Genomic DNA, 23,744 nt, shown 5'->3' with positions numbered 1-23,744 from the left:
CTTTTGGGGTGCGATGGGTCCTGAAACAAGTTCAGGATGACGAAGGTGAGAAGAGGCGCGGGGCTTTTCCAATTCCTCCCCCTTGGGAAAGGGGGACCGTTCGCGTAGCGAATGGTGGAGGGGAAGCGTCCAGGTGCAATGCTTCGACGGCGCACATCCCCGCTGCCCCTCCACCATCCTGCGGATGGTCCCCCTCCCCGGGGCGGGGAGGATTTGGCACACGCCACCCCCCACGCGCTAGTTGTTGCGCCGCAGCAAGGCTTAAGCTATGGGCCCCGCGAGAGTGGCGTGCCGGACGGCGTGCCCCGGCAATCCCCTGACACAGGCTTTCTTTCATGTCCCTTCGCAATATCGCCATCATCGCGCACGTCGATCATGGCAAGACCACCCTTGTTGACCAGCTTTTCCGCCAGTCCGGCACGTTCCGCGACAACCAGCGCGTCGAAGAGCGCGCGATGGATTCGAACGATCTCGAAAAAGAACGCGGCATCACCATTCTGGCCAAGTGCACCTCGATTGAATGGGACGACCAGCAGGGCAACCTGACGCGCGTCAACATCGTCGACACCCCGGGCCACGCCGACTTCGGCGGCGAAGTGGAACGCATCCTCTCGATGGTCGATGGCGTGATCCTGCTCGTCGACGCGGCCGAAGGCGCGATGCCGCAGACCAAGTTCGTCACCGGCAAGGCGCTGGCTCTGGGCCTCAAGCCGATCGTCGTCGTCAACAAGATCGACCGTCCCGATGGCCGCCCGCAAGAAGTGCTCGACGAGGTGTTCGACCTTTTCGTCAGCCTCGAAGCCAATGACGAGCAGCTCGATTTCCCCGTGCTCTTCGCCTCGGGCCGCAACGGCTATTGCGGCGATTCGCCCGATGTCCGCGAAGGCACGCTGGAGCCCCTGTTCAAGAAGATCGTCGAGCATGTGCCCGCCCCGTCGGCGGACCCCGACGGTCCGTTCAAGTTCCTGGTGACGCTGCTCGACCGCGACAACTTCCTCGGCCGCATCCTCACCGGTCTGGTGTTCTCGGGCTCGGTCAAGACCAACCAGCAGATCCACGCGCTCGATCCCGATGGCGCGATCGTCGAGACCGGTCGTGCGTCGAAGATCATGGCGTTCCGCGGTCTTGAGCGCGTTCCGGTGGACGTTGCCAATGCCGGCGACATCATCTCGATCGCGGGCCTGACCACCGCGACCGTTGCCAACACCATCTGCGAGCCTTCGGTCACCGAGCCGCTGCATGCGCAGCCGATCGATCCGCCGACGCTGTCGATGCGCTTTGCGGTGAACGACAGCCCGTTTGCCGGCCGCGAAGGCACCAAGGTGACCAGCCGCATGATCCGCGATCGCCTGATGCGCGAAGCCGAATCGAACGTCGCGATCAAGATCACCGAATCGGCCGACAAGGACAGCTTCGAAGTTGCCGGTCGCGGCGAATTACAGCTGGGCGTGCTGATCGAAACGATGCGCCGCGAAGGCTTTGAACTGGGCATCTCGCGTCCGCGCGTGCTGTTTGGCGAAGACGAAAAGGGTGCGCGCACCGAGCCTTATGAAACCGTCGTCATCGATGTGGACGACGAGCACTCGGGCACGGTTGTCGAGAAGATGGCGCAGCGCAAGGCCGAGATGACCGACATGCGTCCCTCGGGCGGCGGCAAGACCCGCATCACCTTCAGCGCACCGTCGCGCGGCCTGATCGGCTATCACGGCGAGTTCCTGTCGGACACGCGCGGCACCGGCATCATGAACCGGCTGTTCGAGAAGTACGGCCCCTACAAGGGCCAGATCACCGGGCGTCAGCTCGGCGTGCTGATCTCGAACGGCACCGGCGACACCGTGGGCTATGCGCTCAACGCGCTGGAAGATCGCGGCGTGCTGTTCCTCGGCTCGGGCGTGCCGGTCTATGAAGGCATGATCATCGGCGAGAACGCCAAGCCCGATGACCTTGAAGTCAACCCGATGAAGTCGAAGCAGCTGACGAACTTCCGTTCGACCGGCAAGGACGACGCCATCCGCCTCACCCCGCCGCGCCTGATGAGCCTGGAACAGGCCATCGCCTACATCGACGACGATGAAATGGTCGAAGTGACGCCCAAGAACATCCGCCTGCGCAAGCGCTTCCTCGATCCGAACGAGCGCAAGAAGCAGAGCCGGAAGAAGGAGGCGGCCTGATCGCGAGATCCATTCGTTTTGAATGAATGTCTGCTTGCATCAATTTTGAATGACTGAATAACCTCCCCTGACGATCGATCGTCGGGGGAGGTTTTCTTTTGTTCAGTCGTAGCGTGTTGGTCACCGTCATTCTGGGGCTGAGCCTTGCATCTGTTCAGGCCAGCGCGCATCAGCCTGCGCAAGAGCCAGCGGCCGCAGCGGGTGAGCTTTATGATGCCGAGACATTCGCAAAACTGAATTTGGTCAACTGGCCCAAGCTGTCACCCGACGGGCAGACTATCCTGTTTTCCACCCAGCGTCAGGGCAAGACGTTTGTCGTGTTTCGCGGCCTGACCGAAAGCACGCTCCAAAATTTTGCTCTGCCTGAGAAGCTTGAACTTGGCTGGTTCCGCTGGGCGGGCAATGATCGCATTCTGATCAGCGTGTCAAAGACCAGCAATGTGCAGGGCGAAGAGGTGCGCAAGTCCTACCTACTGGCAGTCGATACCGCGACCATGAAGGCCAAGTTCATCGGACAGGATACCCAGGGGGAGGAAGGCGACGATGTGCTGTACGTCGAGCCTTCTGGCGAATGGGTGTTGCTGTCGATCCAGCGGACGATTTACGATTATCCATCCGTTTATCGGGCCTCGCTCGAGACCGGCAAGATGACGGTCGTTCAACGGCCCGTCAGCACGATCTGGGAATGGTATGCAGACAACCGGGGGGTTGTGCGCATGGGGGTCAGTTTTGATCGCCGCAGCTGGACCCTGCATTACCGGCCTGGTGACACCGGCGAGTTCAAGAAGCTGGCGACCATCCGCTATGACGACGAAACCCGCGAAGGTCTGATCGAGGCGATCCGCGTGATCGGCGGGTCGGATGAGGGCTATGTGCTGTCGGCAAAGGCGACCGGGCGTTACGCGCTGCACCGCTACAACTACGCCACGCAGACCGTTGGCGAGCTGGTCTACGGCAATCCAGATCATGATATCACCGATTTTGACCTGAACGAGGACGGCAGCCTGTCGGCTGTCTATTACACCGATGACCGCGCGCGGGTGCACTGGTTTGATCCTGCCCAGCAGGAGATCCAGGCGTCCATCGACAAGGCGCTGGGCACGCGGCACGGGTCGCTCGTTTCGCGCAGCCGCGACGGTAGGGTCAAGATCTATCATGTCGGCGCTTCGCACGATCCAGGCAGCTTCTATCTGTTCGATGAATCGCGCGGCGTGATGGAACTGATTGCGCGGGCCAACGAGACGATCAAATCCAACCGCCTCAGCCCCAGCCAGTATGTCAGTTACAAGGCGCGCGATGGTCTGACGATCCACGCCAACCTGACGCTGCCCAGAGGCCGTGACCCCAAGGGATTGCCGTTGGTGATCCTGCCGCATGGCGGCCCCTATGGCATCCGCGATTCGCTCAGCTATGATGTCGAGGTGCAGTTCCTGGCCAGCCGTGGCTATGCCGTGCTGCAACCCAATTTCCGAGGCTCAGGCGGCTATGGCGAGGCGCATTCCGCTGCAGGCGAGGGGGCTATCGGGCGGCAGATGCAGGACGATCTGGACGATGGCATGGACTGGCTGGTCAACAACGGAACGGTCGATGCCAACCGGGTGTGCGTTGTGGGCGCGTCTTATGGCGGCTATGCCGCGCTCTGGGCGGTCACGCGCAATCCGGAGCGCTACCGCTGTGCCGCGAGCTTTGCCGGTGTCACCGACTGGAACCGCATCCTCAAATATGATGCGCGGTTCTTCAACAAAAGCGGTCTGCGCAAATGGCGCAACACCATCCGTGGTGACGAGGGCTTCAATCTGGATACCGTCTCGCCCGTCGCTCAGTCCAGCCGCCTGACCCGACCGGTCCTGATCGCCCAGGGGGAAGAAGACACGATCGTGCCGCCAAAACAGGCCAAGATCTATGTCGAGGCGCTCAAGGCGGCGGGCAAGCCGCATGAATATGTGAGCTATGAAACCGAAGGCCATGGTTTCGACGACCCGAACAACCTTGCCGACTGGCTGAAGCGGCTCGAAGCATTTCTGGCGAGGCACAATCCGGCATGACGGCTCCGGCACACCGCGTGTGAGCGGTGCGCCGGAGCAATACGCTACCGCGCCAGCAGGATCCGCGCCTGGCTGGCGATCTGTGCGAGCATGGCCACGCTGGGGGCGGCATCCATTCTTGCGCGCGTGATCAGGGTACGGAACTGCTTGATCCGGGGCAGGTTGGCCTCGGCCCATTGGGTCACATAGTCCTGCGGATCGCCGCCCTGGGCACGCGCCAGGAAGTCGAGCCGCATCTGCTGGAAGTCGCGGGCGAGGCCCGAGACCAGCAGACGTTCCCACGGGTCGCTGGGAGACATGCGCGCCGCCGTCATCTGCGTCCAGTCGAGACCCAAGGTCGCGCCCAGATCGGCAAAGGCCTGGGTCAGCGGCAGCGGGCCGGTGCCGCTCAGGCTGGCGAGGTTGGCAAGGCCTGCCGCGCCATCCAGACCGGTCAGCCGGACGATATGGCCCGCGTGCACCTGCGATGCGCCCAGGCTGACCAGATCCTGCGCCTGACGCGCCGCCTGCAGCCGTGCCTCGGCGTTGAGCAGGTCGTCCATCCCCGCGATCAGCGCATCGACACCGGGCTGCAGCGCAGCGACGATCGCGCCTGGCATCAGTCCATCGGCGCTCGCGCGCAGCACATCGGCAATGTGCACGCGCACGATATTGGCGGTGGCATCGAACAGCATCAGGCGGACCTGCTCGTCCATCTCGGCATGGTCGAACTCCTCCCAGATCGCAGGAAGCGCGAACAGCCGCTCTGCCGCAACAAAGGCACAGGCGACATCGCCCAGGCTGCAGCCCTCTTCTTCCGCCAGCTCGAACGGATGAATGAGGCCCATCCGGTTGATCATGCGGTTGGCCAGCTTGGTGGCGATGATCTCGCCGCGCAGCTGATGCTGCATCAGCACGTCGCCATAGGCCTCGCGCATCTGCGGCGGGAAGGCGGCGAGCAGCTCGGGCCGCATCGTCGGATCATCGGCCAGCGGAATGCGCTCGATCGCATCCTGCAGCGTCAGCTTGGCGGTGGAGAGCACGACTGCAAGCTCGGGCCGGGTCAGGCCATGCCCTTCCTGCGCGCGCCGCTTGAGCGTGGCGTTGTCGGCCAGTCCCTCGACCTTGCGGTCCAGCCGTCCCTGCTCCTCGAAATGCTCGATCAGCCGGATGTACGAGGGCAGGGCGGTCACCCCGGCGCGTTCGGCGATGGAAAGGCCCAGTGCCTGCAGACGGTTGTCCTCGAGAACCAGAGCCGAAACGTCGTCGGTCATCGAGGCGAGCAGCGCGTTGCGCGCAGGCTCGTCGAGATGCCCCGCGCGCGTCACCGCCGCCAGGCCGATCTTGATGTTGACCTCGTTGTCCGAGCAATCGACGCCTGCCGAATTGTCGATGAAATCGGTATTGATCCGTCCGCCCAGCATGGAGAAGGCGATGCGCGCCGCCTGGGTCACGCCCAGATTGGCGCCTTCGCCCACCACCTTGCAGCGCAGCTGTTCGGCGTTGATGCGCAGGGGATCGTTGGAAGGATCGCCGACGTCGATATTGTTTTCGGACGCGGCCTTGATGTAGGTGCCGATGCCGCCGAACCACATCAGATCGACCTCGGCGCGCAGGATCGCGGAGATGAGCGCCGCCGGTTCGATCTCGTCGGCATCGATCCCCAGCATCGCCTTGACCTCAGCCGAAAGCGGGATTGCCTTCATCGATCGTGCGAACACGCCGCCGCCTCTGGAGATCAGCGCCTTGTCGTAATCGTCCCAGCTGGACCGCGGCAGGTTGAACAGCCGCTGGCGCTCTTCCCAGCTCTTGGCAGCATCCGGATCGGGATCGAGGAAGATATGGCGGTGATCGAACGCGGCGACCAGCTTGATCGCCTTGGACAGCAGCATGCCGTTGCCGAACACGTCGCCCGACATGTCGCCGCAGCCTGCAACACGCACAGGGTCGCTCTGAACGTCGACGCCCATTTCGGCGAAGTGGCGCTGGACCGAGACCCAGCCGCCCTTGGCGGTGATGCCCATCGCCTTGTGGTCATAGCCCTGGCTACCGCCCGAGGCGAACGCATCGCCGAGCCAGAAGTTGAACTCGGCAGCGATGCCATTGGCGGTGTCGGAGAAGGTCGCGGTGCCCTTGTCGGCGGCGACCACGAAATACGGATCCTCGCCATCGTGCACGACGACGCTGTCAGGGTGGACCACCTTGCCATCGACGATGTTGTCGGTGATCGACAGCAGGGTACGGATGAAGGCCTTGTACGCATCCTTGCCGCCGGTGAGCCAGCCCTCGCGATCCGTCGCTGGGTCGGGAAGCTGCTTGGGGAAGAACCCGCCCTTGGCGCCGGTCGGGACGATCACCGCGTTCTTGACGCGCTGTGCCTTCATCAGGCCCAGCACCTCGGTGCGGAAGTCGTCGCGTCGGTCGGACCAGCGCAACCCGCCACGCGCGACAGGGCCGGCGCGCAGATGAATTCCTTCGACCTGGGGCGAATACACGAACATCTCGCGCCAGGGCAGGGGCGCGGGCAGTCCGGGTACCTTGGCGCTGTCGATCTTCATCACCATCGCCAGCGACGCGGCAGGGGCGAAGGCATTGGTGCGCAAGATCGCCATGACGAGCGAGCGGAACATGCGCAGCAGCCGGTCGTCATCGATCGCGGATACCTGGGTGAGCCCGGTGTTGATCGCGGTGAGATTGGCCTGCGTGGCGGCCTCGCGGTCGCCCGTAAAGGCCGGATCGTGCCGCGCGACGAACAGCGCGACCAGCGCATGCGCGATTGCAGGAGCATCGTGCAGCGCATCGACCACGGTGCCGATACCATAAGGCAGGCCTGCCTGGCGCAGATACCGGTACCAGGCGCGCAGCCAGATCACCGCGCGCTGTTCCAGCCCCGTCGCAGCGATCAGGCGGTTGAACGGATCGTTTTCCGCCTTGCCTTCCAGCGTGCCGGAAATCGCGGCCTCAATGGCGCTGGCGCGCATCAGCAGTGAATCGACATCACCCTGGCCGCGCAGTTGCAGCAGAAAATCGTGGATATGCGCGCCGCCGCTGCCAGACAGCTGGGTCGGTATTTCTTCCAGCACGTCAAAGCCGAAATTCTCGAGCGCCGGGACGGTTTCAGACAGAGGTATCGCGCCGGCCTGGCTGTACAGTTTCAGCCGCAGGTTCTGCGCTGCATCCATGCTCTTGCGATAGAGCCGGGCGCCAGTTTGCTCCGGGCTGTCCAGATCGCGCAGCCGCAGTATGTCGAGCGCGGCCTCCTGCGAGCCGTAATCGGTGCGATAGGCCATCGGGAACTGCGGGGCATAGCGGCCTGCCATCGCAGCGGCGCGGCTGTCCTCGCCCAAGGCGATCAGCGCCTCCTCGACCGAAGGCTCCCAGCCGCGGACCATGGCGCGCAGCGCGGAATCCAGCGCGGCATCATCGACGCGCATTCCGCCGTCGCGCAGGTCGAGCACATAGCGCAGAAGTGCGATCTCGCCGTCTTCGAGCGAGATTGACCAGCTCAGCGTCTTGCCGCCCGATGCTTCGGTCAGCATCCGTTCGATGGCGACGCGGCGCCCGGTCGAGACCTCGTCGCGCGGCAGCCATGCAAACACGAACAGGTGGCGCTTCAGCGAAGACTGCACCGTCACCAGCTTGGACCGCGGGCGATCGGCCAGCGACATCGCGGTGAGCGCGACACGCTCCAGATTTTCCAGGCTGAACGCGATGAGCAGGTCGTGCGGCAGCGCGGTGAGCGCGTGCGACAGCGCCTTGCCGGCATGGCCGCTGGGCGAGAAGCCGAACTTGTCCATCAGGATCTTGAGGTGCGCGCGCAGCACGGGCACGCGCTCCGGCGCGGCGGCGAGCGCGGCGCTGGTCCAGATGCCGCCGTGGACAGACAGTGCGGCGACGCGGCCATCTTCCCAGATCGGCAGGATCACCATGTCGAGCGGTGCCCGGCGATGAACGGTCGAAATGAAGTTCGATTTGATGATCAGCGGTGATGCGTTGCCGCTTTCGAACCAGGCAAAGGCCTGTTCGAACGAATGCGCTGCCAGCAGCTGGCGGTCACTGCCCCCCATCCGTGCAAGCCCCAGGGCGGCTTCCGTCGCGCCATCGCGGCGATAGCGCAGATAGGCCAGCTGGGTCATGTTGCGGTCGAGAAACCAGCGCAGCAGGGCTGCGCCCTCGCCATCGGCCATCGCGGTGGCATCGGCCTGCATCGCAGCCTGCAGCATCGGCCAGTCCTGCACCGCGGCGCGCACATCGGCCATCGCCGACAACAGCGCTGCCTCCAGCGCCTTGCGTTGCCGTGCATCGGCCCGCTCGACCTCCAGATACACGACCGATTCCCGCCGCTCACCCGGCGCTTCATCGGCAAAGATCTCGCTGAGCAGCCCATCGGCATCGCGGCGCAGCGCGACGACCGGATGGATCACCCGGTCGATCGCCAACCCGAAGCGCGAGATCGTTGCGGCGATCGAATCGACCAGAAACGGCATGTCGTCATTGATGATCGCCAGCCGCATATGACGGTGGCCGGCTTGTCCCGGGATCGATTCGATCAGCAGCACGGTGTCGGCGCTGGGACGCCTTGCCATCGCCTTCAACGCGAAGTCTGCAGCCTCGGTACGGGCGTCTTCATCAAAGCCCTCGTTCTCGCCGGGCAGCGCACCCTTGAGAAATGCATCGGTCAGCGCGACGCGCAGCCTGTTGTGGAGTTGCGGGTCGCCAAAGGGGTTTGCACTGTTGGATGGGGTCGCGGATGCGTCTGCGTCAGACGCTGCATTCGGGGTGTCGGCCATCTGTTCCTCTTGCCCCTTGTGCGTGCTGTAGTGCCGCATCTTTATGGGGTCTGCTACCCCGGCTTATGCGCCATCATGCGCGGGTTCTCAAGCGGACAGCCGGGGGCTGACGCCAAATTCACGTAATTTTCTTTCAACTGATCGATTAAATGTTACGAGCCCTGGAAGGGCCCGAAACCGCTTAGCCGGCCAGCTTGCGCAGGATGCGATCGGCCAGTGGATCGCTTTCGTCGACCATGCCGATCACCCCCAGCACGCCATCGGCGTTGCGGCGCGCGACCAGCACCGCAAACTCGCAATCGCCAATGTCGAATGCACCCATGGGTGTCGACGGGTTGGCGCGCAGCTTCTGCCGGGTCTCATGCTTGCGGCAGAGCTTTTCAGCATCCTCGTCGCGGGCCCGCCGAGCGCGCCGCTCGATCTGGACGATCGCCTTGAGGCCGCCGACCTGCTGCATCAGCACATCGGCCAGGCCGCCGCGCGGCACATCGCGCCGCATCGCGTGGCTCAGGACGCAGGCATATTCGGCCAGCCGTGTCTTGTCATAGCTTGCGCCAAAGACCAGCTTGACCAGCGGAGTCATCGGAGCGCGCAACTGCGCGGTGATGCCGCTTGCGCTGAGCAGCGCCGCGTAATCGTCGGGCCGTCCCCGGGCCGCGAGCGCAAAGTCATAGGCCCGGCCGATCGCGGCATACAGCGCGGCGCGCGAACGCTCCTCGCTCGCCAGCGCGGCTTCGACATGCGCGCGGGCAAAATCGAGCAGGTCGGCCAGGGCGGCATCGCCGCCCGGCAGTTCGACGGCAGGGAAGGGGTTGGCGGCAGGTTCGCTGTCTTCTCCGCCAAAGCCGATCTCGACCAGCCCATCGGCCACGGTGTCGAACATCGCATAGCCATCCAGCGCCAGCGGCTCATCCAGCGGGTCGAGCCCCAGTTCACCCGGCGCGGAAATCTGGGCGGGATCATCCTCCCAGATCGGCAAGGCGGGCTTCCGAGGCGATTGTTTCACCACCTCGTCGATCTGCAGGATCAACTGCTCGGTGAGCGTCCTGTCGGCGAGCTCCTTCCAGTTGATCACGCCATAGACAAAGTCGATGCTGTCATCGTCGGTGGAGAAGGGCAGCAGGATGCCGCGATACATGATCGTCGATCCGCGATCGTTCACATATTCCGCCTCGAAGCCGATGGGGGCCTGGTTGGCGAGGATCTGCATATAATGATCGGTGATTCGCGACAGCAGCGACCGGCCCGGAACCTCGTCCAGATAGGCTACGGCATCGGGAAGATCGCTCTCCTCGCGCAACGCCCTGCCGATGAAGGGAATGGCCGGATTTTCGATTCCCGATGTGAAATCGAGGAGGACGCTGTGCGGACCAAAGTCTTCGATGTTCTCCGGATCAAGGTCTTCGATCGACGGAAATACCCGGTTTCCAAGCAGCTTGGCCCAGTAGTTGTAGGCGCGCACATGCATGCGCCGCTCATCGCTGCCAAAACCCTGCGGCGGGTCCATCAACGCTTCATCGTCACTATCGACGACAGCCGCTGCCAGCTGCGCATCGTCTGCGTCGTCGTGGCCGTTCGCGCCATCGCGATATCCGCGCAGAGTATCCATGCCTTGGCCCCAATCAGTGTTTAACCTGAGCAATGTCTCGCAAGGAGGTAAAACTAGGGTTAATTCAAACGCCTGAATGCGTTAGGCAGAAGCCCGCAGGACAGCGCGTGACGGATTTCCCCAGACGGGAAACAGAACGCGCAAGGCGTCTTGCATCCTGCCCGCGCTGCTGATAACGGCGTCCCTCGCACCGGCCACTCCAAGGCCCGCGCCGCTTTAGCTCAGTTGGTAGAGCACATCATTCGTAATGATGGGGTCACGTGTTCGAGTCACGTAAGCGGCACCACCTTTCCCTCCCAAAACATCCCAAAACGTTGATTTTTTGCGGGTTCCGAGCTATTTTGCTCGTGATTGGGATTTCGCTTTGTTCCAGATTGTTCTGCCAGATTTCGTTAATTTGGGGCATAATTTGGGGCATAATTGGGGGCTGGAGGCGCATCATGCCAGCGCTGCCCGTCCCGATCGCGAAGATGATACCGCTTGCGATCCGACATTCATCGTCCTGCGGAATGCCCTGCGATAGGGAGAAAAAGGGCTCGATGAGGCGCATATGCGCCTCGCTCAACAACTACAGATCAGACAAGAGCAGCCCGCATCGAGCATTTTCCGGCAGGCACCTGTGCCATTGGTGGATCCCTGTGTTCGTAGGCCGGAAACCGGACTTCCCACGCAGGCCCGGTTCGTTCATGAACAGTCCCTCAGTCAAGAGGAGCCTGCATGCAGTTCGATGAGGTCATTCTGGGTCGCCGAAGCATCCGCGGATACAAGCCCGATCCAGTGCCGCGCGCCCTGATCGAGGAAATTCTGCGGATCGCCATGCGTGCGCCGTCTTCGATGAATACCCAGCCATGGAATTTCTACGTCATCACCGGCGAGCCCCTCGACCGGATCCGGCAGGGCAATACCGAGCGCATGATCGCAGGCGTGCCGCAATCGCGCGAATTTCGCACTGGCAATCCCTTTGCAGGACCGCATCGCGACAGGCAAATCGGGGTCGCCAAGCAGCTGTTTTCCGCGATGGGCATAGCGCGCGACGACGCAGCTGCCCGCCAGGACTGGGTTCTGCGCGGCTTCCGTCAATTCGATGCACCGGTATGCATCATCATCACCTATGATCGGGAACTGGATGGCAGCGATGATACGCCGTTCGATTGCGGCGCAGTCGCCACCGCCCTGGTCAACGCGGCGTGGTCGCGCGGGCTGGGCACGGTCATCAACAGCCAGGGTATCATGCAGTCGCCCGTTGTGCGCGAACATGCCGGCATCGCAGACGATCAAGTGATCATGAAGAGCATCGCCTTGGGCTGGCCGGATGAGGCCTTTCCTGCCAACGCTGTGATCTCTCAGCGAAAATCGGTTGATGAGGCTGCCGTGTTCGTTGGCTTTGGTGCATCGACGCAATAGTCATGCGGGGCTGCACCGCAGCCTGCACAACTACTGGGCATGGGATTGCTTGCACCAGCCTGCTGCCAGCGTACCACTGATGGCGCTCGACATGTACGAGTACGCCTATCACATGGATTATGGCACGGCGGCGGCCAAATATGTCGATAAATTCATGGCCAAACTCAACTGGCAGCAGATCGACCGAAGGTGCAGGCGCGTGAGCGCACTGAGCGCACTGAGCGGATCCGGGCCTCCACTGTCATTCGACCGGTCTTCTCCCATCGAGTAGATCAGGTTCGCGCGATTCATCGCGTTCCTCGGTTACCAGCTGCTCGACGGCACTGTCCGGCCCGGTATCGCCGTCCACCGGCAGCCTGGTGTCGGGGCGCCGGGGGGCCTTTGGTGGAGCCTGATCGCTTGCGTCTCCAAGTGCGCTCAATGGGTCAAGTTGGCTGCGACCGTCGACGCGGATCCGGTAGATCGGTTCGGGCAGCACAAACCCTGCCTGTTCAAGCGCATGTTTGGCGGCCTGAATCGCAAGGCTTCGACCCTTCCCGAAGTCGGTATGACGTTGGTCAATCCATGCAAAAAAGCGCAGGATGATGCTGGAATCGCCAACGACATCGATAATTGCATGGCTGCGAGGGTCTGCGAGCACGATCGGCAGACTGCGCACTGCAGCGAGGCCGACCTGCATGCCCTGCATTGGATCGTCATCGGAATCGATGCCCAGATCGAACTCGATCCGTCTTTGAGGGTTGCGCGTGTAATTGAGGATGATGGCCTTGAAGACCGTGGCATTGGGAATGCGCAAATGGTTGCCATCCAGCGTCATCAATATGGTTGCGCGCGAGGTGAGGCGGATGACGCGGCCTTCGCTGTCACCAATCAGCACATGATCGTTGGCGCGAAAGGGCTGCCGTATGCTGAGCATCAGGCTGGAGACATAGTTGTCGACAGTGTCCCGCACCGCGAAACCCAATGCGATGCCGATGACCCCAGCGCTGCCCAGGACAAGACCCAAAAGTGCGGTGGCACCCAGGATTTGCAGCGCGACGATCAGGCCGGCGACGATGCTGACCACACGGACAGCGCCGCCAATCAATTCGGCAAGGAAGTTGTTCGGCGCAAGCCAACGCCAAAGTCGGTCCTGCGCGGCCAGCAGATACCCCAAGCCGCCGACGATGAATCCGACCAGAAGGGCGACCCCGAACAACGGAAGGGCTCGGGCTAAACCCCGCAAATCTGCACTGAACTTTTCCACTACGGGTGCCAGATTGCCGTCGACCTCGAAACTGCGGTCAATGGCGTTCTCCACCGTGACCACTCCGGCAAACCGCCCGGCTATGGCCTCTGCCTTGTCCCGGTCCGCCTGGTTCGATACCGTACCAGTCAGCGTGACGACGCCGGACTGCACCCGGATCCGGACATCGCGCAGACCCTCGATCTCCTGGAATATGCTCTCCATTCGCGATGCAACGCTCTGGTCGGAATTGGCATCCTGGATCGCGGGCTGAATCACCGGCTCTGGCTCGCCAGCAACGCCGATCTCGGCAATCGCCGGCAAGGATGAACTGGCCGGGTCTTCGACGGGCTGGGCGTTGAGCGCTATAGGTGACAGCAGTATTCCCATAAGGGCGCATAGGGCCGTGAGAGGCACGCGTACGATAATTTGTGCCCAACCGTGGCGTCGGCGGCGAAGCACGCGCGGCGTGTTGATGTGACCCCTGCCCGGGCCAGTCCGATTGTTCACCGTCGTCTGGCAGTGCGGCACTGTCGGTGAGTTTGCGAGGTGGAGAGACAGAACGCCAAGCCAGTAACCGAGATTCATTCTGATCGCTCCAGGCGGTTTCATTATTCCTCTACTACGCGGTGCCCGGCCATTTGTTACGCGGCCAGGGGGCGAACCGCATTCACAGCCTGGCCCGGTTAAGCCGCGAGGCGTTTCCGACATCGACCGCCGCAAGCGCCGGCGCATCGTTGATACCGTCGCCTGCCGTGGAGACCTTCGCCTCGGATGCCTGCAATGCGGAGACGATCCGTGCCTTGTCGGCTGGTTTCAAGCCTGCATGCACTGCATCAAGCCCGCCGATTTGGCGCGCAACCGCCTCAGCGATGATTTCCGACGCTCTTGGGTCGGCACCGACCGGGATGAGCTGCGCTGCATTGCCCACGACCACGTCATGACCATCGATACGCCGCCAACCCCAGGCCCCGTCTGCAAAGCGAAATCCGATACAGCGCCGGGCAAAGGCCTGCGCTCATCTGCTGCGCGAACGATGGCCTGGGCCAATGGATGTTCCGATTGTCTTTCCACCGCCGAGGCCAGGTTCACCAGTGTGGCCTCGTCAAACCCATCAAGCGCCTCCATCATGTTCAGCAATGGCTTTTCCTCGGTGATGGTGCCTGTCTTGTTGATCAGCGGCTATTTTTAGAAATTATGTTTAAAAAATATGAGATTAATCCGAAATATTTTGGTGTATTTGTTCAAATCAGCGGTCCCGTCCAGAGCCCATATTGCTTCTGAAAAAGCGAACGCGTGATACCGAAAGCTCGGAGGCGACATCCTCAAGGCTACGCCCGCTGGTTTCAACCATCGCGAAATGAACCCAGACGAGCTGAAGCACCATTAGTGCGGCACATCCGGCGAATATTGCGGCGGGCGCCATTTGGGATAGGATGATCGGCATGGCTTGGGTAAGTACGGCAGCGCAAACCCAGTGGGTTCCAGCTCCCAATGATTGGCCTTTCGCGCGAGCAGCACTCGGGAAAACCTCGCTGATATAGACCCAAATCACTGCGCCCTGACCAATTGCGTGTGCTGCGATAAAGGCGAAAATGAACGGCAGGACCATCCCGAATTGTCCGCTCGCAAAGCCCCATGCGGTCATGCTGAGCGACACAATATATCCGATGCTGCCGACATACATCAGGAACTTGCGCCCCGCCCTGTCGATCAGGGCCATTCCGGCCAGCGTGAAGACAAGGTTGATCACGCCAATCCCCACGGTGGCGAGTAGTGCGGTCGACACGCCGATGCCTGTCATCTCGAAGATGCGCGGTGCGTAATAGATGATCGCATTGATGCCTGAGAGCTGGTTGAATAAGGCGATCATAAAAGCCAGCAGAATTGGCCGCCGCAGGTCACCCGAAAAGAACTGCCGCCATGTGAGTGTTTGGCTGTCTCCCGCCGCCTCTTGGACTATTGCTTCAAGCGTTTCATCCACTGTTTCGGGGTTGATCTGCGACAGGATGGTCCGCGCATTGTCTTCGCGCCCGGCCTGAACCAGCAGCCAGCGCGGGCTTTCCGGTATGCTAAAGGTAACGACCAGATAAGCGAGCGAGGGTAGCGCCACCACACCGAGCATCCATCGCCAGCCATGGGCACCAAGGCCGCCGAGCAAATAGTTGCTGAAAAATGCAACAAGGATTCCGAACACGATCATTGCCTGGAACAACGCGACCAGCCGCCCGCGCTGCTCGCGCGGTGAAATTTCCGCGATATAGGCTGGCGCGGTCACTGAGCTGATACCGATCGCGATGCCGCCGAGCACACGAAAGACGATGAACGAGGCCGGGCCCCAGGCCAGCGCCGAGCCGATGGCCGATATCGCATAGAAGACGCCGATCGCGATCAATGTAGGACGACGGCCCCAGCGGTCTGAGGGCCAGCCCCCGACCAGTGCGCCGGCCACAGTGCCCCACAAGGCCGACGAAATGGCGAGCCCGTGCAGCGCGTCCGACATCGACCAGACCTGCTGCACAGCCTGTTCAGCGCCCGAGATCACTGCGGTGTCAAACCCGAAGAGAAACCCGGCAAGCGCCGCGATCAGCGCCCAGCTTCCGCCTTTTCCCGTCATCTTGCCCCCCGGTTCGGCTCAGTTGCCGCCGTGAGCGAGCAAGCGGTATCCCCATGCGGGCAGGGTCACCGTATCACCTGCACCGATTGCGACGGTCTTGCCGCTGCCGAACTCGCGATAGCTGCCCGCCGCAAGCCCATCGGAGAGCTTGGCGGTGACCGGCTGACCGGAAAGGTTGAACAGGCCGACGACCTTGTTGTTGCCGTCCTGACGCACCCAGGCGAATAGCTGCTGCGGCTTGTCGTTTTCAACCTTGGTCATACGCGCGCCCCATTGGCCGTTGGCCAGCACCGGGTTGACCTTGCGAAAAGCGATCAGGTCGCGGAGCAGGCTGCCCATCGCGCAATCTTTGGCTCCCGACCAATCGATGGGATCCTTCTCGAAAAAGGCGAGCCGCCGCTCGTTGCAGGCTTCCTGGCCGTTGTGGATCATCGGCAAGCCTTCGCCGGTGAACGACAACGCTACAAAGGCGGGCAGGGCGGGGCCGAAATTCTCACTCGTCGTGCCTTCCCAGGCGTTGCTGTCATGGTTTTCGATGTAGGTGAGCCGCATGGCCTCCCTTGGCCAGGCGCTCTCGTTTTCGGCATAATATCCATAAAGCGCGGTGGCGTCCGCCTGGCCCTTTGCAATCGATTTGATCAGGACGTGCCAGTCCCATGAATAGACCCCGTCGAACGCGCGCCGGGTGAGTTCGGAGGATTTCCATTCGGCGAGCATGAACACAGGACGGATTGCCTCAAGCCGGGCGCGCTCGGTCTCCCAGAAATCGAGCGGGACATAGCCTGCTACATCGGCGCGGTAGCCATCGATGCCGACTTCGCGCACCCAGTATTCCATGGCTTCGCCCACATGCTTGCGTACGCCAGGCTGACGCCAGTCGAGGTCGATCACATCGGACCAATCCCACCATGGCGTCGGGCGAAAGTTGCCCTGCCAGTCCTTCTCATACCAATCGGGATGCTGCTTCGCGAGCTGGTTGTCCCAAGCGGTGTGGTTGGCAACGAGATCGAGGATGACGCGAAGGCCCTGCGCATGCGCGGCGTCGACAAAATGCTTGAGATCGGCGAGCGTGCCAAACTCGGGATTGACCCCGAAATAGTCCTGCACCGAATAGGGCGATCCCAGGCCACCCTTGCGGTTTTCCTTGCCGATGGGATGGATCGGCATCAACCACACGATATCGACCCCAAGCGCTTTGAGGCGCGGCAATTGGGCCTCCGCTGCGCGAAACGTACCCTCCGGAGTGAACTGGCGGGTGTTGATCTGGTAGAGCACCGCATCCTTGCTCCATTCAGGGTGGGTCAGCTCGACATAGGGCTTGGCCGCCCATGGATCGGTCTGGGCAAAGGCAGGGCTGGCAGCCGCCAGTGCGATGGCGAGCGCCGGGACGATGGATTTAAGCATGGGCAAGCTCCTGTGGGTGGGCAGGGACAGTAGCCGCAACGCGCAGCATGGCGGCGGCAGCGATGATCCAGGCAGCAGCGGCGAACAGCATCGTCCAGACCGGCTCACCCGGGAAGAAGGCGTTCATCAGTGATCCCATCACCGTCGCGACAAGCAACTGCGGGATGACGATGAAGACGTTGAAAAGCCCCATATAGATGCCGAGCTTCGCCTGCGGCAGGTTCGATGCCAGGATTGCATAGGGCATGGCCAGCGTAGAGGCCCAGGCAATGCCGATGCCGATCTCGCACACGATCAAGGCATTGGCATCACGCAGCAGGAAGAAGCCGAGAAACCCGGCGGCCCCCAGGCCAAGGCATACGGCGTGCGTGATGATCTGGCCGAAGCGGCGGGCCATGAGCGGCAGCAGGAACAGGGCGGCAACCGCCGCGACCCCGTTGTAGACCGTGAACAGCACGTTCACCCAGCTTGCCCCGGCATTATAGGCGGCGCTGGCAGGGTCCGAGTTGCCAAAGACATATTGGGTGACCACAGGCGTGGTGTTGATCCACATGATGAACATGCCCGACCAGGTGAAGAACTGGACCAGCGCCAGCCGCTTCATCACCTCTGGCATCCCCGCAAAATCGCCGACAATGCTGGCCAGCATGCCGCTGGTCCGTCCCTGGCGCGCCAGCGAGATGGCAACGGCGCTGAGCGCGCCATAAAGCAGCAGCAGCCCGCCAAGCAGGAACACCTCCTGCTCCAGCGTCAGCGCGGAGACAAGCCAGATCACCACGATGCCCAACGTCGCCCAGAGTGCGCTCGACAGATAGGACTTGGCAGCCAGCGCCCGAACCGGCAGGTCCCCGGCTGGCGCATCGCCGCCAGCAAAGGCCGCCTGTTGTTCGGGGCTGTATTCGCGCGTGGTCACGACCGTCCACAGGACCGCCACCAGCAGTACTGCGCCTCCCGCCCAGAAGCTCCACCGCACAGTATCTGGCAGGGTGCCGGCGGCAGCGACATTGCCGATGCCAAGCTGTTCGAGAACCCAGGGAAAGATCGATCCGACGACTGCACCTGCACCTATAAAGGCGGTCTGCACCGCATAGCCTGCGGCGTGCTGATCGGCATGCAGCATATCGCCGACAAAGGCACGAAACGGCTCCATCGAAATGTTGAGCGAAGCATCGAGCAGCCACAGCATTGCTGCAGCAATGAACAGCGCCGCGCCCCAATGCGGGGCCAGTGGCATGGCGAACAGGGCGAGCGCCGAGAGCACCGCTCCGGTGAGGAAATAGGGCCGCCGCCGGCCCAGGCGTGACCATGTCCGGTCTGAAAGATGCCCGATAATCGGCTGCACGATCAGGCCGGTCAGTGGCGCAGCGATCCACAATGCAGGCAGATCGTCCATGCTCGCGCCCAGCGTCTGGAACACCCGGCTCATGTTCGCGTTCTGCAACGCAAATCCGACCTGAATACCGAAAAAGCCGAAGCTGATGTTCCAAAGACCCCAAAAGCCCTGGCGCGGTTTTTCCATCTGACGGTGCTCTCCCTGCGCCATCTTGTGCGTGGCTTATGGTTTGTGGCCGACAGGCTGGCAGGAAAGCCGGAAGCGAACAACACGTATACGAATACAGGCGTTAAACGCCGCGCGGGGCGACCCGGTCAGGTGCTGGCGCGCACGATCAGCCGTGTCGGCAGCAGCGGCGCGGGCAGCGCCCGGCCTTCGATCTTGGCAACCATAGCCTCCAGCAGCCGCTCGCCCGCAGCGCTCAGATCCTGCATGATTGTTGTCAGCGGCGGCGAGCATTGCCCCGCCGCCGGAATGTCATCAAATCCGATGATTGCGACATCCTGCGGCACCGCACGTCCGGCTTCTGCCAGTGCGCGCATTGCCCCCACGGCGATCAGGTCGCTCGCGGCGAACACGGCATCAAAGCCGTGGCCCTCGCGCAGCAGCTCGCACATCGCGTCATAGCCCGCCTGCTCGGTGGTAATCGCATTGCGTTGCAGCGCCGGGTCAACCTCAAGTCCATGTTCGCGCATGATGGCGCACAGGCCTTGATAGCGTTCTGCAAATTCGGGATAATGGCCGTCGCCATGGCCCAGAAAGGCAATGCGCCGCCGGCCCCGCTCGATCAGATGCGCGCCTGCCATCCGGCCTGCGCCGACATTGTCAGACCCTACCGTCGCACCGCTGGTATCATCGCTGACCGATCCCCAGCGCACAAAATGCGTGCCCTGCTCAACCAGCTGCGCATGGCGCGGCGCGTAGACGGTGTAATCGCCATAGCCCAGCAGGATGATGCCATCAGCCTTGTTGCTGTCCTGGTAGTTGACGTGCCAGTCATCTTCCAGCCTCTGAAACGAGATCAGCAGGTCCAGCCCCCGGTTGGCACAGGCGCGGGTGATCGACCCCAGCATGGCCAGAAAAAACGGGTTGATCATGCTCTCGTCGGGCGTGGGGTCTTCAAAGAACAACAGCGCAATGGTGTTCGAGCGCTGGGATCGCAGCGCAGAGGCGTGCTTGTCTACCGTGTAGTGAAGATCGTGGGCGATGCGCTGGATTCGTTCGCGGGTGGTCTGGCTGATCGCTCGGTCCCCGCGTAGCGCCCGGCTTACGGTGGGTTGCGAGACGCCCGCGAGATGGGCGATGTCAAAACTCGTCGGTTTTTGCGAGCGATGCCTGCCCATGATCCGCTCCCCTGTGCGCCTGACTTTTTCAGCCTGTTTTTTGCTTTCGCCAAGGTTAGTGTAACGGCCGAGCCTTCGCAATCGTTCTCAAAGGCCAGTTGATGACCAGCCCGCTCTCGCTCTCGCCCGAGGCTGCAATCCGCACCGAGCTGTTCGGTGCGGAACGCCAGCCGATCGTCATTGTCGATCACGCGCTGGCTGATCCGGCGATGGTGGTGCAGATCGCCGCGCAGCATGAGTTTCGTCGCATAGGGCCGCATTATCCCGGAGTACGCGCCGCTGTTTCTGAGCGGGTGGCGATGGCGCTGGTTCAGCCGGTGACGGCGATGCTGGAATCGACCTTTGGGCTGGCTCGGTCGCCGCGATTCCTTGAATGTTATCTCAGTCTGCTGACGCTGTCGTCAGCCGAACTCACTCCGATCCAGCGATTTCCGCATTTTGACGGGGTTGAGGACTCGCGGCTGGCAGTGCTGCTGTATCTCGATGCCAGCGAAGCCACCGGCACAGGGTTTTACCGCCAACGCGCAACCGGGTTCGAGTCGGTGGATGCAGGGCGGTTCGACGCCTATCGGACCAGCCTGGAGAGCGAAGTCGCCGTGCATGGTCTGCCCGATGCGGGCTATGTCGGCGGGGACTCAGCGCTGTTCGAACGCGTCTATCGCATTGCCGGATGCTTCAACCGCATGGTCATATATCGTGGCAATGTGCTGCATTGTGCCGACATTCCCCAGGGCTTTACGGGCAGCGACCAGGCAGGAACGGGCCGTCTGACGCTCAATTTATTCCTGCATTGACGCGATTAAAAATCATTTTTTATCAGTGACTTGATTGCCGGGATATGGTGCGATCGGGCAGGTCGCTGACTTTCGCGTATACGTATACCAACTTCCCGCACCGCCCCGTTGGCGGTTACCAAGACGATGCAAGGGATGGGGAGGCGAGGCCGCCTTACGCCGTCCCAGCAGGGATTGGATGAAGTCGGAGGCGGTTACAGCCCCGACCTTTGGAGGGGCTTTTCAATGGCGCATCGTAAGAACCTATTTGGCGGCATCAGCCATGCAACGCTGGGCGTTGCGCTGGCCGCAAGCATTCCGGGCACGGCAGTCGCCCAGACCGCAAATCCGCAGGCGCCCGAAGAGGAAGCCCCCGCACCCGAAAGCAATGAACCGGCAATTGTCGTTACCGGCTTCCGTCAGGCGCTGCAAACCGCGGTTAACCTGAAGAAGGAACAGAGCGGAATCGTCGAGGCGTTTTCGGCAGAAGATATTGGCAAGCTGCCCGATGTGTCGATTGCCGAAACGCTGGGCCGTCTGCCGGGCCTTGCGGTGCAGCGCATCGATGGCCGAGCGCAGAGCCTGTCGATTCGCGGATTGGGCCCGGACTATTCCACCTCGCTGCTCAACGGCCGTGAAGTGGTCTCCTCCGGTGACAACCGCGCGGTCGAATATGACCAGTATCCCTCTGAACTGATCAACCAGGGCGTCATCTACAAGACGCCCTACGCGGGCCTGATCGGCCAGGGCCTGGCCGGCACCGTCGATCTGCGCACCATCCGCCCGCTGTCCAACAACGACCGCATCATTGCGATTTCGGCCCGCGCCGAAGTCAATGAGCAAGGGTCGCTCAACCCAGACATCCGCGGCTATGGCTATCGCGCCACCGCAACCTATGTCGACCAGTTTGCCGATGACACCTTGGGGCTTGCGATGGGCCTTTCCTATCAGTCGAGCCCCAGCCAGGTGGAGCGTTTTCGCGCCTGGGGCTATCCCGACGACGCCGGGTTCACCGTGCTGGGTGGCATGAAGCCGTTCGCCAAATCGGTGCTGCTCGACCGCATCGGTGCCTTTACCACGCTGGAGTGGCAGCCGAGCGCGGAATGGAACAGCTCGCTCGATGTGTTCTATGCCGACTACAAGGAAAAGCAGCCGCAGCGCGGTATCGAATTTCCGTTCAATCCCGGCTGGGGCGCAGGCACGACGATCAGCGCCAATTCCGGCGGAGCCTTTCCTGATTCCGTGACGTTCAGCGGTGTGCAGCCTGTTGTCCGCAATGATTTCGATCGCAAGGATACCACCACATTTGCCGCAGGCTGGAACACGAAATACGAAAATGACGATGTCATCCTCTCGGCCGACATTGCCTATTCGATGTCCGATCGCCGACTGCAACAGATCGAGAGCTATTCGGGCTTGAGCTATGCCGCCAATCCGGCGGCGCCGTCCGATGTGATCACTGCCACGCGCACTGCCAGCGGCTTCCCCTATTCTTTCACCAACCGCATCAACTATTCCGATACCAACCTCATCCAGCTCACCGACCCGCGTGGCTGGGGTGGCGATATCGCGCAGGCCGGTTTCATCAATGACACCGAGACCAAGGATGAACTGTGGTCGGGCAAGCTGGAAGCCGTCGGCAAGATCGATAACGGGTTTGTTGACAAGCTGGTGGTGGGCATCGCCTATCAGGACCGCACAAAGAGCCGCGACATCACGCAGAACTTCCTGAGCCTCAGGGGGCCTTCAGCCTTTGTCGCGCAGGGCGCCGTGACCCGCCTGCCGATCCCGCAGGATGCACTGCTCCCCTCGGTCAGCTCGCTCTCGTTCCTGGGCTTTGGTCCGCAGGTCGCCTATAACCCGTTCGACCTGCTTAATGATGGCACCTATATCCGGACCAGCGTGGAAAGCTCCAGCCTGCCGTTCCCCGGCGACTGGGTGGTCAACGAGAAGGTGTGGACCGGCTATGCCCGTGCTGACATCAAGACGATGTTGGGCAGCATGGAGTTGACCGGGAATGTCGGTGTCCAGGCAGTGTTTACCGACCAGTCGTCGAGCGGCTTCAACTCCCCCGGCGGTGTCGGCAGTGTCCAGACCCCGGTTTCGGAAGGCGAGGAATACAGCAACCTGCTGCCGAGCGTGAGCCTCAACCTGGCGCTCAACGACGAGATGAAGCTGCGTTTCGGTGCCGCCCGGACGTTGGCCCGTCCGCGCATGGATCAGCTCAACGCCTCGCAGAACGCGTCGGTATCAAACTCGCCGCTGCTGCCGCTCAATACCATCTTCAGTGGCTCGGGCGGCAATCCTCGCCTGCGGCCCTATCTGGCGGATGGCATTGACCTGAGCTACGAATGGTATTTCGGAGGCGAGGGTTATCTGTCGGTCGCCACATATTACAAGCAGCTCAAGGACTTTGTGAACCCGAATGCGTCGGTGACGCGCGACTTTGCCTATCTCGTGCCTAGCCTGACGGCTGCGCAGAGTCAGGCGTTTATTGCCACCGGCAGCAACACCACCGGCTTCGTCTCCGGTCCGGATAACACTGCAGAGGGCCATATCTTCGGCATAGAAGCCAGTCTGGCGCTGCCGCTGCGTTCGGTCACACCGGCGCTGGAGGGCCTGGGCTTCCAGACCAGCGTCTCCTATACCGACAGCAAGCTGACAATCACCGATCGCCAGACTGCGGCCACGTTCACCGCCACTGTTCCCGGCCTGTCGAAATGGGTCGTCAACTCGACCGTCTATTTCGAAAAGTCCGGCTTTGAGGCTCGCGTCAGCCACCGGTATCGCTCCAGCTATCTGGCCGAATTCATCGGCATCTCGGCCAGCCGGGATTTCCGCCAGACCTTCTCGGAATCGATCTTCGACGCGCAGATCGGCTATCGCTTCGGCGAGGAGAGCACATTCGACGGTCTGGCCTTCAGCCTGCAGGCGCTGAACCTGACCAACGAACCGTTCCGCAACTTTGCGGACAACAATCCGGCCAATGTGATCGACTATGAAAGCTACGGTCGGACTTTCCTGCTCGGGGCCTCGTATCGGTTCTGATGG

At 62.1% G+C, this 23,744-nt stretch carries 15 protein-coding genes and 1 tRNA gene; 8 read left to right on the top strand and 8 right to left on the bottom strand.

Going from position 1 to position 23,744, the window contains the following annotated elements; all coding sequences use genetic code 11:
• The first annotated feature begins 335 nt into the window (after nt 1–335).
• Nucleotides 336–2,171, top strand: a complete 1,836-nt coding sequence (gene typA, locus D618_RS0113050; RefSeq protein ID WP_017671972.1) for a translational GTPase TypA — start codon at nt 336–338, stop codon at nt 2,169–2,171.
• 98 nt (nt 2,172–2,269) lie between these two features.
• The gene (locus tag D618_RS18360) at nt 2,270–4,216 is read left to right on the top strand and encodes a S9 family peptidase (protein ID WP_152414721.1); all 1,947 of its coding nucleotides are present in this window, start codon (nt 2,270–2,272) and stop codon (nt 4,214–4,216) included.
• Between the two features lie 44 nt (nt 4,217–4,260).
• On the opposite strand, the gene D618_RS0113040 is transcribed toward D618_RS18360, so the two are convergent.
• Complete coding sequence (locus tag D618_RS0113040; protein WP_081590526.1) at nt 4,261–8,985, bottom strand: NAD-glutamate dehydrogenase domain-containing protein; 4,725 nt, start codon at nt 8,983–8,985, stop codon at nt 4,261–4,263.
• A gap of 181 nt (nt 8,986–9,166) precedes the next feature.
• A complete protein-coding gene (locus D618_RS0113035) occupies nt 9,167–10,594 on the bottom strand; it encodes a hypothetical protein (protein WP_017671969.1) in 1,428 nt (475 codons plus the stop codon).
• Between the two features lie 210 nt (nt 10,595–10,804).
• Between D618_RS0113035 and D618_RS0113030 the strand changes: the two genes are divergently transcribed.
• From D618_RS0113030 to D618_RS19720, 3 genes are all read left to right on the top strand, one after another.
• A tRNA-Thr gene (locus D618_RS0113030) sits at nt 10,805–10,880 on the top strand.
• 431 nt (nt 10,881–11,311) lie between these two features.
• Nucleotides 11,312–11,998: a nitroreductase gene (locus D618_RS0113020; RefSeq protein WP_017671968.1), complete on the top strand. Its 687-nt coding sequence runs from the start codon at nt 11,312–11,314 to the stop codon at nt 11,996–11,998.
• 49 nt (nt 11,999–12,047) lie between these two features.
• Nucleotides 12,048–12,269 (top strand): Fe-Mn family superoxide dismutase, encoded by a 222-nt coding sequence (locus D618_RS19720; protein ID WP_238550676.1) that lies wholly within the window; start codon nt 12,048–12,050, stop codon nt 12,267–12,269.
• Here D618_RS19720 and D618_RS0113010 read toward each other — a convergent pair.
• Both D618_RS0113010 and D618_RS20070 read right to left on the bottom strand, forming a co-directional pair.
• Nucleotides 12,240–13,811, bottom strand: coding sequence for a mechanosensitive ion channel domain-containing protein (locus D618_RS0113010; RefSeq protein WP_238550675.1), 1,572 nt, complete (start codon nt 13,809–13,811; stop codon nt 12,240–12,242). The two genes, D618_RS19720 and D618_RS0113010, sit on opposite strands and share 30 nt — an antisense overlap.
• 82 nt (nt 13,812–13,893) lie before the next feature.
• A complete protein-coding gene (locus tag D618_RS20070) occupies nt 13,894–14,043 on the bottom strand; it encodes a hypothetical protein (protein WP_238550674.1) in 150 nt (49 codons plus the stop codon).
• Between the two features lie 6 nt (nt 14,044–14,049).
• Here D618_RS20070 and D618_RS20065 point away from each other — a divergent pair, with 6 nt between their 5' ends.
• Complete coding sequence (locus D618_RS20065) at nt 14,050–14,415, top strand: hypothetical protein (RefSeq protein WP_238550673.1); 366 nt, start codon at nt 14,050–14,052, stop codon at nt 14,413–14,415.
• A 57-nt stretch (nt 14,416–14,472) separates the two neighbouring features.
• Here D618_RS20065 and D618_RS0112995 read toward each other — a convergent pair whose 3' ends face one another.
• The 4 genes from D618_RS0112995 to D618_RS0112980 all read right to left on the bottom strand — a co-directional run bounded on the left by D618_RS0112995 (nt 14,473) and on the right by D618_RS0112980 (nt 19,920).
• A complete protein-coding gene (locus tag D618_RS0112995) occupies nt 14,473–15,840 on the bottom strand; it encodes a sugar porter family MFS transporter (RefSeq protein ID WP_017671963.1) in 1,368 nt (455 codons plus the stop codon).
• A gap of 18 nt (nt 15,841–15,858) precedes the next feature.
• The gene (locus D618_RS0112990) at nt 15,859–17,244 is read right to left on the bottom strand and encodes an alpha-amylase family glycosyl hydrolase (RefSeq protein ID WP_017671962.1); all 1,386 of its coding nucleotides are present in this window, start codon (nt 17,242–17,244) and stop codon (nt 15,859–15,861) included.
• Nucleotides 17,237–18,763, bottom strand: a complete 1,527-nt coding sequence (locus D618_RS0112985) for an MFS transporter (protein WP_017671961.1) — start codon at nt 18,761–18,763, stop codon at nt 17,237–17,239. Before D618_RS0112985 ends, D618_RS0112990 begins: the two co-directional genes overlap by 8 nt.
• Before the next feature lie 128 nt (nt 18,764–18,891).
• Entirely contained in the window at nt 18,892–19,920 is a 1,029-nt protein-coding gene (locus D618_RS0112980; RefSeq protein WP_026091652.1) for a LacI family DNA-binding transcriptional regulator, read from the bottom strand.
• Between the two features lie 101 nt (nt 19,921–20,021).
• On the opposite strand from D618_RS0112980, the gene D618_RS0112975 reads away from it, so the two are divergent.
• Together D618_RS0112975 and D618_RS0112970 are read left to right on the top strand one after the other, a co-directional pair.
• The gene (locus D618_RS0112975) at nt 20,022–20,714 is read left to right on the top strand and encodes a DUF6445 family protein (RefSeq protein ID WP_017671959.1); all 693 of its coding nucleotides are present in this window, start codon (nt 20,022–20,024) and stop codon (nt 20,712–20,714) included.
• A 225-nt stretch (nt 20,715–20,939) separates the two neighbouring features.
• A complete protein-coding gene (locus D618_RS0112970; RefSeq protein WP_017671958.1) occupies nt 20,940–23,741 on the top strand; it encodes a TonB-dependent receptor in 2,802 nt (933 codons plus the stop codon).
• The last annotated feature ends 3 nt before the right edge of the window (nt 23,742–23,744 follow it).

It is taken from the genome of Blastomonas sp. AAP53 (genome assembly GCF_000331245.1).
In the GTDB taxonomy this organism is placed as follows: Bacteria; Pseudomonadota; Alphaproteobacteria; order Sphingomonadales; family Sphingomonadaceae; genus Blastomonas.
This window is presented reverse-complemented; position numbering and strand designations above follow the sequence as displayed.